The organism is Helicobacter pylori oki112 (assembly GCF_000600085.1).
GTDB classification, from domain to species: domain Bacteria; phylum Campylobacterota; class Campylobacteria; order Campylobacterales; family Helicobacteraceae; genus Helicobacter; species Helicobacter pylori_CY.
In genome coordinates, this window is the sequence record NZ_CP006821.1 from 1384297 (window position 1) to 1398856 (window position 14560).

At 41.5% G+C, this 14560-nt stretch carries 27 protein-coding genes and 1 pseudogene; 3 read left to right on the forward strand and 25 right to left on the reverse strand.

The genetic code is table 11. The annotated features are described in order from the left end of the window. Positions 1–35 precede the first annotated feature (35 nt). From HPOKI112_RS06585 to HPOKI112_RS06595, 3 genes are all read left to right on the forward strand, one after another. The gene (locus tag HPOKI112_RS06585) at positions 36–545 is read left to right on the forward strand and encodes a hypothetical protein (protein WP_038418638.1); all 510 of its coding nucleotides are present in this window, start codon (positions 36–38) and stop codon (positions 543–545) included. Positions 546–730: 185 nt separating this feature from the next. Then, the gene (gene pnuC / locus HPOKI112_RS06590; RefSeq protein ID WP_025277144.1) at positions 731–1393 is read left to right on the forward strand and encodes a nicotinamide riboside transporter PnuC; all 663 of its coding nucleotides are present in this window, start codon (positions 731–733) and stop codon (positions 1391–1393) included. Further along, complete coding sequence (locus tag HPOKI112_RS06595; RefSeq protein ID WP_025309997.1) at positions 1381–1995, forward strand: thiamine diphosphokinase; 615 nt, start codon at positions 1381–1383, stop codon at positions 1993–1995. The genes pnuC and HPOKI112_RS06595 overlap by 13 nt, the downstream gene beginning before the upstream one ends. A 622-nt stretch (positions 1996–2617) precedes the next feature. Here HPOKI112_RS06595 and rplQ read toward each other — a convergent pair. From rplQ to rplB, 25 genes and pseudogenes are all read right to left on the reverse strand, one after another. Continuing rightward, positions 2618–2968, reverse strand: coding sequence for a 50S ribosomal protein L17 (gene rplQ / locus HPOKI112_RS06600; protein ID WP_001216119.1), 351 nt, complete (start codon positions 2966–2968; stop codon positions 2618–2620). After that, a pseudogene (locus HPOKI112_RS06605) lies at positions 2968–4003 on the reverse strand (DNA-directed RNA polymerase subunit alpha). The gene rplQ and the pseudogene HPOKI112_RS06605 overlap by 1 nt, the downstream one beginning before the upstream one ends. Positions 4004–4014: 11 nt before the next feature. Further along, positions 4015–4641 (reverse strand): 30S ribosomal protein S4, encoded by a 627-nt coding sequence (rpsD, locus tag HPOKI112_RS06610; RefSeq protein WP_025309998.1) that lies wholly within the window; start codon positions 4639–4641, stop codon positions 4015–4017. Between the two features lie 9 nt (positions 4642–4650). Then, entirely contained in the window at positions 4651–5046 is a 396-nt protein-coding gene (gene rpsK / locus HPOKI112_RS06615) for a 30S ribosomal protein S11 (protein WP_001129289.1), read from the reverse strand. Between the two features lie 22 nt (positions 5047–5068). Further along, positions 5069–5431, reverse strand: a complete 363-nt coding sequence (gene rpsM / locus HPOKI112_RS06620) for a 30S ribosomal protein S13 (RefSeq protein ID WP_000090809.1) — start codon at positions 5429–5431, stop codon at positions 5069–5071. A gap of 3 nt (positions 5432–5434) precedes the next feature. Next, complete coding sequence (gene rpmJ / locus HPOKI112_RS06625; RefSeq protein WP_000868339.1) at positions 5435–5548, reverse strand: 50S ribosomal protein L36; 114 nt, start codon at positions 5546–5548, stop codon at positions 5435–5437. A gap of 78 nt (positions 5549–5626) precedes the next feature. After that, positions 5627–5845, reverse strand: a complete 219-nt coding sequence (gene infA / locus HPOKI112_RS06630; RefSeq protein ID WP_000090248.1) for a translation initiation factor IF-1 — start codon at positions 5843–5845, stop codon at positions 5627–5629. After that, positions 5845–6606 carry a type I methionyl aminopeptidase gene (map, locus tag HPOKI112_RS06635; protein WP_025309999.1) on the reverse strand — a complete coding sequence of 254 codons (762 nt, stop codon included), beginning with the start codon at positions 6604–6606 and terminating at the stop codon, positions 5845–5847. Before map ends, infA begins: the two co-directional genes overlap by 1 nt. Continuing rightward, a complete protein-coding gene (gene secY / locus HPOKI112_RS06640; RefSeq protein ID WP_001030187.1) occupies positions 6606–7868 on the reverse strand; it encodes a preprotein translocase subunit SecY in 1263 nt (420 codons plus the stop codon). Before secY ends, map begins: the two co-directional genes overlap by 1 nt. 38 nt (positions 7869–7906) lie before the next feature. Beyond that, complete coding sequence (rplO, locus tag HPOKI112_RS06645; RefSeq protein WP_000522164.1) at positions 7907–8308, reverse strand: 50S ribosomal protein L15; 402 nt, start codon at positions 8306–8308, stop codon at positions 7907–7909. Between the two features lie 17 nt (positions 8309–8325). Then, positions 8326–8769, reverse strand: coding sequence for a 30S ribosomal protein S5 (rpsE, locus tag HPOKI112_RS06650; protein ID WP_001881394.1), 444 nt, complete (start codon positions 8767–8769; stop codon positions 8326–8328). A 14-nt stretch (positions 8770–8783) separates the two neighbouring features. Continuing rightward, positions 8784–9140 (reverse strand): 50S ribosomal protein L18, encoded by a 357-nt coding sequence (gene rplR / locus HPOKI112_RS06655; RefSeq protein ID WP_025276361.1) that lies wholly within the window; start codon positions 9138–9140, stop codon positions 8784–8786. Between the two features lie 13 nt (positions 9141–9153). Next, positions 9154–9690: a 50S ribosomal protein L6 gene (gene rplF, locus HPOKI112_RS06660; RefSeq protein ID WP_025276362.1), complete on the reverse strand. Its 537-nt coding sequence runs from the start codon at positions 9688–9690 to the stop codon at positions 9154–9156. Positions 9691–9700: 10 nt separating this feature from the next. Beyond that, positions 9701–10096 carry a 30S ribosomal protein S8 gene (rpsH, locus tag HPOKI112_RS06665; protein ID WP_000245805.1) on the reverse strand — a complete coding sequence of 132 codons (396 nt, stop codon included), beginning with the start codon at positions 10094–10096 and terminating at the stop codon, positions 9701–9703. Between the two features lie 9 nt (positions 10097–10105). Beyond that, positions 10106–10291, reverse strand: a complete 186-nt coding sequence (locus tag HPOKI112_RS06670; protein WP_001085694.1) for a type Z 30S ribosomal protein S14 — start codon at positions 10289–10291, stop codon at positions 10106–10108. Between the two features lie 9 nt (positions 10292–10300). Beyond that, complete coding sequence (rplE, locus tag HPOKI112_RS06675; protein WP_000467384.1) at positions 10301–10846, reverse strand: 50S ribosomal protein L5; 546 nt, start codon at positions 10844–10846, stop codon at positions 10301–10303. 12 nt (positions 10847–10858) lie between these two features. Then, on the reverse strand, positions 10859–11080 hold the full coding sequence (gene rplX / locus HPOKI112_RS06680) for a 50S ribosomal protein L24 (RefSeq protein WP_000834238.1): 222 nt from the start codon (positions 11078–11080) through the stop codon (positions 10859–10861). Beyond that, positions 11080–11448 (reverse strand): 50S ribosomal protein L14, encoded by a 369-nt coding sequence (gene rplN / locus HPOKI112_RS06685; RefSeq protein ID WP_001870914.1) that lies wholly within the window; start codon positions 11446–11448, stop codon positions 11080–11082. The genes rplX and rplN overlap by 1 nt, the downstream gene beginning before the upstream one ends. A gap of 2 nt (positions 11449–11450) precedes the next feature. Beyond that, complete coding sequence (gene rpsQ / locus HPOKI112_RS06690) at positions 11451–11711, reverse strand: 30S ribosomal protein S17 (RefSeq protein WP_001092746.1); 261 nt, start codon at positions 11709–11711, stop codon at positions 11451–11453. A 13-nt stretch (positions 11712–11724) separates the two neighbouring features. Then, on the reverse strand, positions 11725–11925 hold the full coding sequence (gene rpmC, locus HPOKI112_RS06695) for a 50S ribosomal protein L29 (protein WP_025276363.1): 201 nt from the start codon (positions 11923–11925) through the stop codon (positions 11725–11727). Next, positions 11912–12337: a 50S ribosomal protein L16 gene (gene rplP, locus HPOKI112_RS06700; protein WP_000928961.1), complete on the reverse strand. Its 426-nt coding sequence runs from the start codon at positions 12335–12337 to the stop codon at positions 11912–11914. Before rplP ends, rpmC begins: the two co-directional genes overlap by 14 nt. A 2-nt stretch (positions 12338–12339) precedes the next feature. After that, on the reverse strand, positions 12340–13044 hold the full coding sequence (rpsC, locus tag HPOKI112_RS06705) for a 30S ribosomal protein S3 (RefSeq protein WP_000529972.1): 705 nt from the start codon (positions 13042–13044) through the stop codon (positions 12340–12342). Between the two features lie 3 nt (positions 13045–13047). Further along, positions 13048–13416 (reverse strand): 50S ribosomal protein L22, encoded by a 369-nt coding sequence (rplV, locus tag HPOKI112_RS06710; RefSeq protein ID WP_000030354.1) that lies wholly within the window; start codon positions 13414–13416, stop codon positions 13048–13050. Between the two features lie 9 nt (positions 13417–13425). Further along, complete coding sequence (rpsS, locus tag HPOKI112_RS06715; protein WP_000091385.1) at positions 13426–13707, reverse strand: 30S ribosomal protein S19; 282 nt, start codon at positions 13705–13707, stop codon at positions 13426–13428. A gap of 10 nt (positions 13708–13717) precedes the next feature. Beyond that, positions 13718–14548, reverse strand: a complete 831-nt coding sequence (rplB, locus tag HPOKI112_RS06720) for a 50S ribosomal protein L2 (RefSeq protein ID WP_025310000.1) — start codon at positions 14546–14548, stop codon at positions 13718–13720. Positions 14549–14560: the final 12 nt, after the last annotated feature.

Genomic DNA, 14560 nt, shown 5'->3' on the forward strand with positions numbered 1-14560 from the left:
TAAATGAGTCAAGGTGATGGGGGGAAGGAAATAACATGGATACTACAAAAGAGAACTTGAATGGTTCAAAAGAGCGTTTGAGCGACTGGGAATATCAATGGGCAGTGGCTCTAGTCTATACGATATGTATCTCCATAAACGCTAGGATTTTTTATGACATAAATGGTTCAGCTAGCGATCCGCTTTTTGACCCTAAATACAGCTATTATATGTGGCTAGTGGGTCTAATAGCGGCTTTGTTGTCTAACCTTTTATTTGACCCACGAGGTAGGGATTGTTATAAATCTTTCCAAGTAAGATACCCTAGGTTTCTCAAAGCCATTTTTAAGGCTAGGTTTTTTGGCGCGTTTTATAACGCTGTGTTAGGATCAAGGCTAAGGGATTTTTATGTGATGCTTTTAACGATGCCCTTTATTGCCGCTATCCATGAGGTTTCGGCGTATTGCGGGCATCCTAGCAACTTCCTTGTAGAGGGTTTGGTCATTCTTGGCCTTGTGTGTGTTTTTGGGATTTGTGTTAGGCTTTGTGCTAAATTAGGGTGGTGATTTAACCCAAATGCCATTAAATGGAGGGGGGAGTAAAAAATTAAAGAAATTTTAAAGTGCGTTCTCACTGATTTGTGTTACAATAAGGAGCATTTAAGGGGTGCTTTTTAAAACGCTCAAGTTTTTAAAAGGCTGAGATCAAACCCGTAGAACTTGTCAAGGTAATTCTTGCGTAAGGAAATAGCATGTTAATAACCACCCAACTATCCAAACGATTTTACGCCACGCTCATTCTCGCTTGCGTGTTTTTAACCATCACTAACATTCTTGTCAAAGGCTCGTTTATCAATCTTTTAGCGGGGCTTAGTGGGGTTTTGTATGCGTTTTTTGCCGGAGAAAGGCAAACGATTTGCTTTATATTTGGTCTTGTTTATAATTTGAGTTACGCTTATGTCGCTTATCAGTGGAAATTAAACGCTGATGTGATTTTATGCCTTTTTTTGTATATGCCAGTAACGATTTATGGGCTGTTCGCATGGAAAAAGACAGAGCAGCATGAGGGCGTTATCAAGGCTCAAAAACTTCCCAAAAATTGGCGTTTTGCGCTCGTTTTAGGCATAGGGGTTTTAACTTATGTGAGCGCTTTGTTTTTTAAAGAGATTAAAACGAATTTTTTATGGGCAGAGAGTTTTAATTTTGTCATCTTTATTATTGCTTTTATTTTACAGGTTTTGCGCTATATAGAAAATTATGCGCTAGTAACTTTGGGGAATATCGTGTCCATTATCGTGTGGTTTTGTATTTTTCAAATTTCAACAGAGAGCTTGGTGCAACTCTTCACAACGATCCTATACCTTTTTATTGGTTTGTATTATTTTAACCGCTGGAATAAGTCATGCAAGCAGTGATTTTAGCGAATGGGGAGTTTCCTAAATCCCAAAAATGCTTAGACCTTTTAAAAAACGCTCCTTTTTTAATCGCATGCGATGGGGCTGTTATATCATTGCATGCGCTTCAATTCAAACCCAGCGTTGTTATAGGCGATCTAGATAGCATTGATTCGCATTTGAAAGCCTTGTATAACCCTATACGCATGAGCGAACAAAACAGCAACGATTTGTCCAAAGCCTTTTTTTATGCCTTGAATAGGGGCTGTGATGACTTTATTTTTTTAGGGTTGAATGGCAAGCGAGAAGACCACGCTTTGGCGAACACTTTTTTATTGTTGGAGTATTTTAAATTTTGCAAAAAAATCCAAGCCGTAAGCGATTATGGTCTTTTTAGGGTGCTAGAAACCCCTTTTACTTTGACCAGTTTTAAAGGGGAACAAATCTCGCTTTTTAGCTTGGATTTTAACGCCCAATTCACTTCCAAAAATCTCAAATACCCTTTAAAAAACTTGCGTTTAAAAACGCTCTTTTCTGGCTCGCTCAATGAAGCTACAGATAGTTTTTTTAGCCTTAGCTCTACACCTAAATCGGTGGTGTTGGTGTATCAAAAGTTTTTATGAGCGGGTTTTATTAGGCGAATTTTTATCTGTATATTGCGCCAAGTTAAGGAGCATTTGAGTTAGCAAGTAGAGAAAGATTGATTCAGTTTCGCTTTGCGTGGAGATGGTAGGTTTAGTGTTTTTAATGTGCATTGTGTGGCGGACACAATAATAGGAGTTCATATTTTTTCAACAAAACCACTACAAAGCGAACAAATCAGCCCATCACCTACATCGGCTAAAATCCAAAGCAGTTTAGCATAAACGAATAGCCAATATCTAGCGTGTCTCAAAATACGCTTGAATCCATCTGGCTCAATCTCCAGCAGTTGGATTTCTTAAAATCATCAAACCAATTAGAAGCCTTAATAAAAATGCAAGAAATACCGCTCAATTAAAGGGTGGGATAGAAGCCGGTGCGAGTTTTGAGTTTATTTTGATTTTTTAAAATTTATTTTTGCAGTTTGGAGGTTATCGCTTAACTAAGCTCTTTTATATTTTGATTACAGAAAACGCTTTTAGCATTTTTTAAATTTTATAATCAATAAAACAAGATCAAAGCTTTTAACCGCTTTTTTAAAATAAAATAAAATCAAAGCGATACCAACCAAGACTAAAATCTTGGCTAGCAGCCCGTCAAATTTCACACAAATTCAATGGTGGCTAGAGTGGAAGCGTCCCCTCTTCTAAAAGTGGTGCGTTGGATTCTGGTGTATCCGCCATTCCTTTGCGCGTATTTGGGTGCGATTTCGGTTACAAGCTTGTGGGTGGCTTCTTTGTTTTGCAAATACGCAAAAACATGGCGGTGTGCGTTAAAATCGCCCACACGAGCCGCTGTCGTTAATTTCTCAATGTAACTGCGCAATTCCTTAGCTTTATAAATCCCTGTTTCAATTTTGTTATGCTCAATCAAAGCGATCGCTAAATTCTTTAATAACGCCTTTCTGTGCGAGCTGGTCCTCCCAAGCTTGCGGTATCCGTGTTTGTGTCTCATCAGTCGTTACCTCCTTTAATCTTCTAATTTTTCTAATCTTTTCTTTAAACTTTCTCTTTGTTCAGGGCTTAATTCTGTGCCTACCGGATAGCCCAAATCATTCAATTTTTCAGCGATTTCATCATAGGATTTTTTACCCATGTTTTTCACGCCCTTAAGCTCTTCTTCGCTCATCAACACGAGTTCGCCCACATACTTGATGCCGATTTTATCCAAGCAATTAAAACACCTAGCGCTCAAATTCATGCTTTCAATTTTAGCACTCAAGTCTTTAGCGTCATCTCTTTGGGCGTAATCGCCTGAATACTCCGTGTTAGTAATGGGTCTTTCGCCAAAAACGCCTAGTTGCTTGCTCATCACTTTCACCGCTGATAAAAACGCTTTATAAGGGTCAATCTGCCCGTCTGTTTCAATATCAAAAATGATTTTTTCATAGTTGGGATCGCCCTCAACCAAAACATTTTCAATCTCATAAACGACCTTTTTAATCGGCGTGAAAGAGCCGTCTAGTGGCATGTAGCCCTCAAGCATCAATTCCCTTGTGTTTTCGCTTGGGACATACCCCATTCCTTTATAGATAATGAGCGAAAAATTCAATTGAGCGTCTTCGTTGATTGTCGCTAGGGGCATTTCCGGATTGACAATTTTTATATGATCAGAATTCAAATCCCTAGCCCTAAGCTCCATAGGCCCTTTAAAAGAATAATCCACCACAACCGATTGGTTTTCTAAAGAGCTATCTTGCCCCACTAACGCCTTGGCTATAAAGCGGATATTCTTTAAATTCATGATAAAGAGCGACACATCTTCAGTAACCCCTCTTAATGAGTCAAACTCATGATGGACGCCTTCAATCTTTAAACCTACAGGAGCATACCCCACAGAGCTTAAAAGCAAGAGCCTTCTAATAGGATGAGCGAGCGTAACAGCGTAACCAAACTCAAATGGAGCCAGAGAAATCTTAACCCGATTGCCCTCTTTCTCTAGCACCTTAATTTCTGATGGGATCAAAGGTGCTGTTTTGATAACTTTCATGCTCTAACCCCTTACTTAGAATACAATTCTACAATGAGTCTTTCTTCAATAGGGATAACCACTTCTTCTCTTTCAGGGTAGCGGGTGAAGATACCGTATTTTTTGTCTTTTTCCACATCAATCCATGGCACAATCCCTGTTTGAGCTGTCAATTCCATCGCGCGAACCACTTGAGAGTTGCTCTTGGTTTTTTCTTTGATCTCAATTTTTTGCCCTGAACGCACGAAATAAGAGGGAATATCCAAACGCTTACCATCCACAAGCACATGCCCATGCGTTACTAATTGCCTAGCAGAGCTTCTAGTGGTCGCAAACCCCATGCGATAGACGACATTGTCCAATCTTCTTTCAATCAAGCGGATAAGGTTTTCACCCGTATTGCCGTCCAAGCGATTGGCTTCCACAAAAATACTCCTAAATTGCTTTTCAGAAATGCCATACATCATTTTAGCTTTTTGCTTTTCTTTCAATTGCAACCCGTAATCAGAAGTCTTAGCGCGCCTTTGCCCATGCTGGCCTGGTCCATAAGCCCTTTTATCTAGAGCACCCTTCCCGCTCAATCGCCTTTCACCTTTTAAGGCTAAAGAAACCCCAAAACGCCTTTCTAGTCTTTCTACTGCGCCTCTATATCTTGCCATAAAGCCTCCTTACACTCTTCTTCTTTTAGGGGGTCTGCAACCATTATGAGGGAGCGGGGTGATGTCTTTAATCCAAAGCACTTTAACGCCCTCTGTCGCGCCCACGCTCTTAATAGCGGTCTCACGCCCACTACCTGGCCCTTGAACCTTAATGCCCACTTCTTTAACGCCATGCTCTTTAGCCTTGCTTAGAGCACTTTCTACAGCTTGTTGGGCCGCATAAGGGGTGGATTTTTTAGAGCCTTTAAACCCTAAACCGCCCGCCGTGCTCCAACAAATCACATTACCCATTTCATCAGTGATAGTGATGTTGGTATTATTAAAGGTCGCTGAAATATAAACAACCCCTCTAGCAATATTCTTTTTGACTACTTTCTTTTTAGCCGTTACATTTCTCTTAGCCATTAAATCATCATCTCCTTATCCGCTACTTGCTACCCACGGTTTTTTTCTTACCCTTACGAGTCCTAGCGTTATTTTTAGTAGTTTGGCCTCTTACAGGAAGACCCTTACGATGCCTGATCCCACGATAATTCCCTAAGTCCATTAAAGATTTAATATCCATTTGAACTTTTTTACGCAAATCGCCCTCTACTAGGTAGCTTTGCTGGATTTTTTTAGCGATGCTAGACACTTCATCTTCGCTCAATTCATGCACGCGCTTGTCAAAAGAAATGCCTACCGCTTCTAAAATCTCTCTGGAACTCTTAAGCCCAATCCCATAAATATAAGTAAGGGCATACTCTACTCTCTTCTTTTTTGGTAAATCCACACCAGCAATCCTTGCCATGCTTTATCCTTGTCTTTGTTTGTGTTTAGGGGTAGCACAGATCACTCTAATAACGCCCCTTCTTTTAATGATTTTGCACTTATCGCACATCTTTTTCACTGATGGCCTGACTTTCATGATTGTTCTCCTTTGAAAAAATTAGGCACTACTAAAAACTTTCATACTAACATATTTTCATTGAAATAACCCTTAAATTCATTTATATCTAAAAGTTATCCGACCCTTGTCTAAACTATAGGGCGTAAGCTCTAGCTTGACCCTATCGCCTAAAGCAATCCTAATATAGTGCATGCGCATCTTTCCAGAAATACGGCACAACACCACATGCTTATTGTCTAACTCCACCTTAAAAGTGGCGTTAGGCAACGCCTCAATCACTTTCCCATCCACTTCTATAACATCATCTCTTGCCATTAACGCTCCGTAAGAATCACTGCTTTATTGCCAACTATGGCGATAGTATGCTCATGGTGGCTTGTGTTAAGCCCATCCACTGAAACCACGCTCCACTTATCCGCTAGTATTTTAGGCTCGCCCTGTTTTTGACACACCATAGGCTCTAAGCAAAATACCATGCCCTCTTTGATTTTAGGGCCGCTATTAGCCTTGACGCCTTTTTCTAGGTAGTTGGGGATTTCTGGCTCTTCATGGGGTTTTTTACCAATGCCATGCCCGCAAAATCCTTTCAAAGGCACAAAACCTCTTTCTACAATAGCGCCCTCTAAAATCTGACTCAACTCCTTAAAATGCATGCCCACTCTAATTGAGTTAATGGCATGCATCAAGCTCTCTTTAGAGCAAGCGAGCAATTTTTCATCTTGCAAGCTTATCGTGCCTATGGGAAGCGTGAGGGCTGAATCGCCATAATAGCCATCCACCTCCACCCCCAAATCCAAGCCTATAATATCCCCTTCTTGTAAAACATAATCCGTAGGAATGCCATGAATAACCACTTCATTTAAGGACATGCACACCGAGTTGGGGAAACCATAGAGCCCCTTAAAAGCAGGCCTGGCATGAGAGGATTTGATAAAATCTTCAGCCATTTTATCCAGCTCTAAAAGTGAAACCCCAGGCCTTACTTCTCGCTCTAAAAGGGCTAACGCTTGAGCGGTTAATTCCCCGGCTTTTCTTAGAGCTTTGATTTCTTTTGGGCTTTTAATAGAGATCGCCATTAAAAGCCTACCGCACTTAAAGTTTTATACTTGCTCATATAAATTTGCGCTTCAATCTTTTTCATGGTGTCAATAGCGACTTGAACCACAATCAGCACCGCTGTGCCTCCAAAGTAAAAAGGCACGCCCATAGCCTTAACCAAAATCCAAGGCACGGTAGAAATGAGCGCTAAATACAATGAACCCCACAAAGTGAGCTTACTCGCTACAGAATTTAAAAACGATGAAGTCCCTTCTCCAGGCCTAAGCCCTGGAATATACCCGCCATTACGCCTTAAATTATCCGCAATATCCTTAGAATTGAACACGATAGAAGAATAAAAGTAAGCAAAAAAGATAATGAGCAAGAACATCAAAATATTATATGCATACCCTTGCGGGCTTAAAAAATCCGCAACCGCTTGCAAGGTTTTGTTGCTTGTGGCTTGCTGCAAAATCGTAGAAGGGAACACGAGCAACGCTGAAGCGAAAATAGGGGGGATCACCCCGCTTAAATTCAACTTAATAGGAATGTAATTCATGATGCGCTTGTTTTGGTTTTGCATCACCACTTTACGTGCATAAGAAATAGGGATCCTGCGCTCGGCTAATTCCACATAGATAATCGCAAAAATAGTCGCTAAAACAATCAGCACAATACCAATGAGCATTAAGATATTGATCACGCCCGTATTGACCAAGTTGAATGTGCCTGAAATAGCCGATGGGATCCCTGAAACAATCCCGGCAAAAATAATGAGACTGATCCCATTCCCCACGCCCCTTTGCGTGATTTGCTCCCCTATCCACATGAGTAACATCGTCCCTGTAAGCATAGAAAACGCTGAAACAATCATAAAAACTTGCATATCAATCATGATCGCTCCATTGGCTCCTCCGCTAATGCTCCTTAACCCCACTGAAACGCTCACCGCTTGGATTAGGGTAATTAAAATGGTCAAATAGCGCACGATTTGCATGTATTTTTGCATGCCGTCTCGCTCTTTTTTCATTTTAGCCAGGTTGGGGAAAGTCGCGCTCAAAAGCTCCATGATAATTGAAGAAGTGATATAGGGCATGATACCCAAAGAGATGATGCTCAAGCGAGAAACCGCATTCCCGCTAAACATGTTAAACAACCCCAAAGCGTTGTTGGAATTGCTGTCAAAAAAAGCCTTGATCGCTGCTAAATCTACGCCAGGAATGGGGATATAAGCTAAGACTCTGTAGAGAAATAAAAAACCCAAAGTGATGAGTATCTTACTGGCAATAGCTTTATTCATATTAACTTATTCCTCTCCAATCAAGCTGATTAAGGGCATTACTTCTGCCCGCTTGTTTTGATTCTCTCATCTTTAATTTTAGAAGCCAAGTTTTTAGCGTCTTTACCAATCAATTTCACACCTTCAATATAAAGGGGGAAATGGTGTAAAGCGTGCAAGCTTGAAAAAGTGATTTCTTCTAAATTTTTAATCGCTTCATTCTTTTCTACATTGATAGAATAGATATGAGAATCTTTAGTCCTAAAACCTATTTTAGGCAAACGGCGTTGTAAGGGTTGTTGCCCCCCTTCAAAGCCTCTTTTAGCCTTATAGCCTGTCCTTGCGGTTTGGCCTTTACCGCCTCTTGTGGCAGTCTTTCCCATACCGCTTCCTTGACCACGACCCACTCGTTTGATTTTTTTAACGCTACCTTTAGCCGGTTTTAAATTTTCTAATCCCATCATCATATCCTTTTTAACTACGCCTTGATTTTCGCTAAAGCATCAAAAGTCGCACGCACCACATTATAGGGGTTGTTGGAGCCTAAAGATTTGGTTAGAATATCCTTAATGCCTGCTAATTCCACGATAGGGCGCGTTGAACCCCCAGCAATCACTCCCGTTCCCTCACTTGCCGGTTTGAGTAAAATACGGCTTGCGTTGTATTTATACTCAATATCATGAGCGATAGTCGTACCTTTAATCGTTACATGAATCAGGTTTTTAAACGCATCATCTACCGCTTTTTTAATCGCATCAGGGACTTCCTTAGCCTTGCCCAAACCAAAGCCTACAAGCCCATTTTTATTGCCCACAACCACTAAAGCGTTAAAACGAAACCGCCTACCGCCCTTAACCACTTTGGTTACACGGCCAATATTCACAACGACTTCTTGAAACTCTTCTCTGTTAATCTCTTCCATACCTTTCCTTTCTGTCATAGAGCAATCCCGTTCTCTCTCAAGCTTTCAGCAAACGCTGCCACCACGCCATGATAGAGATAACCATTCCTGTCATAAACCGCTCGCTCAATCCCTACTTTTTTCAATTCTTCAGCAAAGAGAGCGCCTAATTTTTTAGCGTCTTCTTGCGTGTTTTTAAAGCCCATTTTCCTGCCGTCAATATGCGTTATGGTGCTTTGTTTAACATCATCAATCGCTTGCGCATAGAAATAGCGATTCGAACGAAAAACGCTCACCCTAGGTCTTAAATTATCGCCCAAGAGCTTGCTTTTAATCCTTAATTTTCGGCGATCCCTTAAGGCTTTCTTTTTATACAATGCTTTTGCGTTCATCACTCCACCTTATTTATTTTTTAGCTGTTTTACCAGCTTTTCTAATAATGACTTCATCGCTGTATTTCACGCCCTTGCCCTTGTATGGCTCTGGGGGTCTGAAGCTCCTGATTTCAGCGGCGACTTGCCCTACTTTTTGCTTATCGCTCCCTTTGATCGTGATCGTGTTTTTTTCCACCACCATTTCAATCCCTGCTGGAATGGGGTATTTCACCGGGTGGCTAAAACCCAAACTCAAATCCAAAGTTTTATTGCCCAAAGCCACCTTATAGCCCACGCCATTGACTTCTAAAGTCTTACTAAAACCGGTGCTTAAGCCTATTACAATGTTGTTGGCTAACGCTCCATAAGTCCCCCAATAAGCCCTAGATTGCGCGTCTTCGCCCACAGGCTGGAAGCTCAATTGGCTGTTTTCAAGCGTGATTTTCACTCGGTTGTGAGTTTCTAATTCGTGCTTTTCTTTGCTGTTTTTAAAAAGAAGCTTGCTCCCTTCAACGCTCGCTTGCACAGAGCTTGGAATTTCAATGATTCTTTTCCCGATTCTTGACATTTTCAATCCTTTACCAAATACTGCAAAGCACTTCGCCACCGACATTTTGTCTGTAAGCTTCTTCGTTGGTGATCACCCCTTTAGAAGTGCTTACCACAATCACGCCATAGCCATTTTTAAAGCGCTTCAACTCGTTTTTTTGCTTATACACGCGACGACCAGGCTTGCTTAAGCGCTTCACTTCGCTGATTTTTGAATGCCCTTTTTCATCATAAGCCAATTGCACATAAACCGATTGTTTCTTGTCTTTATCTTTGACATTGAAATCTTTAATGAAACCTTTTTCTTTAAAAATCTCTAAAATAGAAACCACGATCTTTGCGTAATAAAGCTGTGTGAATTCTAAGCGGCGCATAGAAGCGTTTCTCAAACGAGTTAATGAATCTGCAATTATATCATTTACCATATCTTATCCTTACCAACTGGCTTTTCTCAAGCCTGGGATGAGTCCCTCACTGCCCATTTTTCTCAGGCACACCCTACAAAGTCCAAAATCCCTATAAACCGAATGAGGTCTCCCACAAATGCGGCATCTGGTATAGGCTCTTACTTGAAATTTTGGTTTCCTTTGAGCCTTTGCTATCATTGATTTTTTAGCCATATTAACCCCTTATCTCACTTTTGCAAAAGGCAATCCAAGCAATTCTAACAACTTGAACGCTTCTTTATCGTTGTCTGTAGAAGTTACCATAGTGATGTTCATGCCATGACTGACCATAATATCATCATAAACCACTTCCGGGAAAATCAACTGCTCATTGATCCCAAAGGTGTAATTCCCGCGCCCATCAAAACCATTCCGTGAAATCCCTCTAAAGTCTTTCACTCTGGGTAACGAAATCACAATCAGCTTTTCTAAGAAATTATACATGCGTTTATTCCTTAAGGTAACTTTCGCCCCTACCGCCATGCCTTCTCTGATCTTAAAGCCTGCAACGGATTTTTTCGCTTTAGTGATAACCGCCTTTTGCCCTGCAATTAAAGAAATCGTTTGCGCGATATTTTGCATGATTTTCATGTCTTTTGCATGAGCCCCAGCGCCCACGCTGATAACGATTTTTTCTAGCTTGGGTAAAAGCATGGGGTTTTTGATGTCTAATTCTTGAGCGAGTTTTATTCTCACTTCATTTTGATAAAATTGTTTCAAACCAAACATGTATCCAACTCCTTAGGCTTTCTTCACATTAGAAATGTGCATGGGCTTTTCTTTATGGATAAAGCCCCCTTTAGGGTTATCATCAGTGGGTTTAATCGCTTTTTTCACCACCTTACACCCTTCAACAACCACTTGAGAAGTCTTAGGCAACACCGCTAAAACCTTAGCGACCTTACCCTTATCGTCTCCTGCAATGACTTTCACCATGTCATTTTTTTTGATTTCGCTTTTCATTATACAACCTCCGGCGCTAGAGAAATAATTTTCATGAAATTAGCGTAACGCACTTCTCGGCTCACTGGCCCAAAAATCCTTGTGCCAACAGGATCTTTTTTAGCGTCCAAAATCACCGCTGCATTGTCATCAAAACGCACCAAAGAACCATTTTTCCTTTGGATTTCTTTTTTCGTTCTCACCACAACGGCTTTGACGACTTGACCGCACTTCACCTTGCCATTAGGGATAGCTTTTTTCACAGAAGCCACGATCACGCTACCCACGCTCGCATAGCGTTTGTGGCTACCTCCTAACACCTTAATGCACATGATTTCTTTAGCGCCGCTATTGTCAGCGACATTCAATCTTGTAAAACTCTGTATCATGCTTATACTCCCACTACTAAAATTTCTTTAAGCGTGAAAGACTTGGTTTTAGAAAGCGGTCTGCACTCAATCGCGCTCACAAAATCCCCTACTTTCACCTGATTGTTTTCATCATGAATGGTGTATTTTTTGAACTTTTTAACAATCTTGCGGTATTTTTCATGCACCACTTTTCTTTCCACAAGAATCACAGCGCTTTTTTCAGCAAACTTGCTGATGACCTTGCCTTGCACTAACCTCTTATGCGGCTCTTTCGTATTCATTGCTTACCCTTTTTTACTCAACGCTAGAAGAATAATGCGCATTAATGGCCGTGTTAATGCGAGCGATATTTCTTCTGGCTTTCTTAATCTCGTTAGGATTACTCAATTGCATAGCCTTTAACTTAACGCGCAACTCAAAAAGCTCCGCTTTTTTAGTATGCAACAACTCTTCTAATTCCTTGATACTCTTATCTTTCAATTCAGTATATTTCATTTTCGCTCTCACAAGTTACAATTTTGGTTTTAAAAGGAAGTTTGCTCTGAGCTAACGCTAAAGCTTCTCTCGCTAGTCCTTCTTCAATGCCTAGCATTTCATAAACGATTCTGCCCGGCTTGATATTCATCACCCATTTTTCCACAGAGCCCTTACCCTTACCCATTCTCGTTTCTAAAGGTTTGGCGGTCAAAGGCTTATCGGGAAATACTCTAATCCACACCTTACCCGCTCTTTTAATGTGCCTTGTCATGGCCACCCTTGCGGATTCAATCTGGCGTGAATCAATCCTCCCATGCTCTATGGCTTTAATCGCAATATCCCCAAACGCAATGGAATTACCACGATGGGCTTTCCCACGATTGCGCCCTTTCATTTGCTTTCTGTATTTTGTTCTTTTTGGCATTAACATGATTATTGCCTCCCTCTTCTGCTTCTTCTAGGCTCTCTTTCTTCTTTAGCCTCTTCTTTTTTCTCAAATTGGATGCCTTTTTGCAAAACTTCCCCTTTGAAAATCCACACTTTCACGCCAATAATACCATATACCGTCATCGCTTCAGCAAAGCCGTAATCAATCTTAGCCCTTAAGGTGTGTAAAGGCACGCGCCCTTCCATATACCATTCGGTGCGAGCGATTTCAGCCCCTGCTAAACGGCCAGAAACGCGCACCTTGATCCCTTTAGCGCCGGATTTTAACGCCGCTTGCATGACTTTTTTCATCGCGCGGCGGAAAGCGACCCTTTTTTCTAGTTGGGTGGCTACATTTTCTGCGGCTAATTGGGCGTCAGCTTGGGGGCGTTTGACTTCTTTAATATTAATGGAAACTTCTTTTTTGATGAGCGTTTTTAAGCCTTCTTTGACTTTTTCAATATCCACGCCTTTTTTACCAATGATAAGCCCCGGGCGAGCCGCTACGACCGTAACACGCAGTTTTTTAGCCGCTCTTTCAATCACAATCTCGCTCACGCCGGCATAATAAAGCTCTTTTTTAAGGAATTTCCTAATCTTATTGTCTTCATCAATATTGCTTGGAGCGGTGCGAGCGCTAGGGAACCATCTGGAAGTCCAATTCCTATTAATACCTAATCTTAAACCTACCGGATTAACTTTTTGTCCCATGCCCTACTTACCTTCTGCTTGATTTTTTTTATGGCTTTTAGAAGATTTCATTTCTTTCCCTTCTGCTACTTCTACGAATACATGAGATGTTGGCTTTCTAATGGCTGTGGCCCTGCCTTTAGCCCTTGGAATGGAGCGCCTAAGCACAGGGCCAGCATCCACTCTGCAAGAAACAATCAGAGCACTCTTAGCGTCTAAAGAGCCGTTAGCGACCGCAGAAGCCACCACTTTTGAAAGCACTCTGGCCGCTTTATTGGGCGTAAATTCCAAACTAGCGATCGCTAATTCAGCACTCATGCCTTGAATCTGTCTTGCAATCAATCTGGCTTTAGTAGGAGATAACCGCACAAATTTTAATAACGCTTTACTCATTCTACCCCCTTACTTGCCAATCTTTTTTTGGACACTACCTTTGTGCCCTTTAAAAGTTCTTGTAGGAGCGAATTCCCCTAACTTATAACCCACATGGTTTTCTGTGATATACACAGGGACAAAAACCCTTCCGTTATGCACATTATAAGTAAAACCAATCATTTCAGGCAAAATGGTGCTTCTTCTAGACCATGTTTTAATCGGGCGGTTATCCTTACCCTCTTTTGCCTTGAGCGTTTTTTTCATCAAGTGGTCGTCTATAAAAGGACCCTTTTTAATTGACCTAGACATTCTTTAACCTTTATTTATGTTTCTTTCTGGAAATGATGAGCTTGTCGCTAGCTTTTTTCTTTCTCGTTTTATAGCCCTTAGCCGGAGTGCCCCAAGGCGATACAGGATGACCGCTTGTCCCTGTTTTACCCTCACCCCCACCATGCGGGTGATCCACTGGGTTCATCGCGCTACCACGAGTTTGCGGGCGGATCCCTCTGTGGCGGTTACGCCCTGCCTTACCGATATAGACATTGATAAAATCCTCATTCCCTACCACGCCAACACTCGCCATGCATTCGCTTAAAATGTAGCGCATTTCAGAGCTTGGCATCCTAACAATGGTGTATTTATTTTCCCTACCCATGATCTGAGCACTCATCCCAGCGCTTCTGGCTAATTGCCCGCCAGCCCCCGGATGCATTTCAATATTATGCACCACCGTTCCTATAGGGATATTTTTTAACTTCATCGCAAAGCCCACTTTAATATCCAAACCGCCTTCAGCAGCGATAACGCTATCGCCTACTTTCAAGCCGCTTGGCTGTAAAATGTAGCGTTTGTCCCCATCAGGATAGACTACAAGAGCGATGCGTGCGTTTCTGTAAGGATCATACTCAATCGCAGCCACTTTCCCTTCAATATTGTATTTGTTGCGTTTGAAATCAATAATGCGGTAGAGTTTTTTAGCCCCTCTCTCTTTGTGGCGGCTGGTGATGCGCCCGTTATTGTTTCTCCCTGCTGTTGCTTTAAGCTTAGTGAGTAAGCCTTTGACACTGCTTTTTGCGGTAATGTCTTTAGAATCCAACACCGACATGAAGCGTCTGCTTGGGGTGTAGGGCTTATAAGTTTTAATCGCCATAACGCTTTCTCC

Coding starts and splice junctions, on each gene's coding strand:
- rplX (WP_000834238.1), bottom strand. CDS start 11,080: ATGAAAAGCGAAATCAAAAAAAATGACATGGTGAAAGTCATTGCAGGA.
- rpsD (WP_025309998.1), bottom strand. CDS start 4,641: ATGGCAAGATATAGAGGCGCAGTAGAAAGACTAGAAAGGCGTTTTGGG.
- HPOKI112_RS06595 (WP_025309997.1), top strand. CDS start 1,381: ATGCAAGCAGTGATTTTAGCGAATGGGGAGTTTCCTAAATCCCAAAAA.
- rplV (WP_000030354.1), bottom strand. CDS start 13,416: ATGAGTAAAGCGTTATTAAAATTTGTGCGGTTATCTCCTACTAAAGCC.
- rpsC (WP_000529972.1), bottom strand. CDS start 13,044: ATGGGACAAAAAGTTAATCCGGTAGGTTTAAGATTAGGTATTAATAGG.
- HPOKI112_RS06585 (WP_038418638.1), top strand. CDS start 36: ATGGATACTACAAAAGAGAACTTGAATGGTTCAAAAGAGCGTTTGAGC.
- rplR (WP_025276361.1), bottom strand. CDS start 9,140: ATGAACGCAAAAGCATTGTATAAAAAGAAAGCCTTAAGGGATCGCCGA.
- rpmJ (WP_000868339.1), bottom strand. CDS start 5,548: ATGAAAGTCAGGCCATCAGTGAAAAAGATGTGCGATAAGTGCAAAATC.
- rpmC (WP_025276363.1), bottom strand. CDS start 11,925: ATGAAATATACTGAATTGAAAGATAAGAGTATCAAGGAATTAGAAGAG.
- rplN (WP_001870914.1), bottom strand. CDS start 11,448: ATGATACAGAGTTTTACAAGATTGAATGTCGCTGACAATAGCGGCGCT.
- rpsM (WP_000090809.1), bottom strand. CDS start 5,431: ATGGCAAGGATTGCTGGTGTGGATTTACCAAAAAAGAAGAGAGTAGAG.
- rpsQ (WP_001092746.1), bottom strand. CDS start 11,711: ATGAATACGAAAGAGCCGCATAAGAGGTTAGTGCAAGGCAAGGTCATC.
- infA (WP_000090248.1), bottom strand. CDS start 5,845: ATGGCAAGAGATGATGTTATAGAAGTGGATGGGAAAGTGATTGAGGCG.
- rpsK (WP_001129289.1), bottom strand. CDS start 5,046: ATGGCTAAGAGAAATGTAACGGCTAAAAAGAAAGTAGTCAAAAAGAAT.
- rplQ (WP_001216119.1), bottom strand. CDS start 2,968: ATGAGACACAAACACGGATACCGCAAGCTTGGGAGGACCAGCTCGCAC.
- rplE (WP_000467384.1), bottom strand. CDS start 10,846: ATGTTTGGTTTGAAACAATTTTATCAAAATGAAGTGAGAATAAAACTC.
- rpsE (WP_001881394.1), bottom strand. CDS start 8,769: ATGGAAGAGATTAACAGAGAAGAGTTTCAAGAAGTCGTTGTGAATATT.
- map (WP_025309999.1), bottom strand. CDS start 6,606: ATGGCGATCTCTATTAAAAGCCCAAAAGAAATCAAAGCTCTAAGAAAA.
- pnuC (WP_025277144.1), top strand. CDS start 731: ATGTTAATAACCACCCAACTATCCAAACGATTTTACGCCACGCTCATT.
- rplF (WP_025276362.1), bottom strand. CDS start 9,690: ATGTCAAGAATCGGGAAAAGAATCATTGAAATTCCAAGCTCTGTGCAA.
- rplB (WP_025310000.1), bottom strand. CDS start 14,548: ATGGCGATTAAAACTTATAAGCCCTACACCCCAAGCAGACGCTTCATG.
- rpsH (WP_000245805.1), bottom strand. CDS start 10,096: ATGGTAAATGATATAATTGCAGATTCATTAACTCGTTTGAGAAACGCT.
- rplP (WP_000928961.1), bottom strand. CDS start 12,337: ATGTTAATGCCAAAAAGAACAAAATACAGAAAGCAAATGAAAGGGCGC.
- rpsS (WP_000091385.1), bottom strand. CDS start 13,707: ATGTCTAGGTCAATTAAAAAGGGTCCTTTTATAGACGACCACTTGATG.
- secY (WP_001030187.1), bottom strand. CDS start 7,868: ATGAATAAAGCTATTGCCAGTAAGATACTCATCACTTTGGGTTTTTTA.
- rplO (WP_000522164.1), bottom strand. CDS start 8,308: ATGGGATTAGAAAATTTAAAACCGGCTAAAGGTAGCGTTAAAAAAATC.
- HPOKI112_RS06670 (WP_001085694.1), bottom strand. CDS start 10,291: ATGGCTAAAAAATCAATGATAGCAAAGGCTCAAAGGAAACCAAAATTT.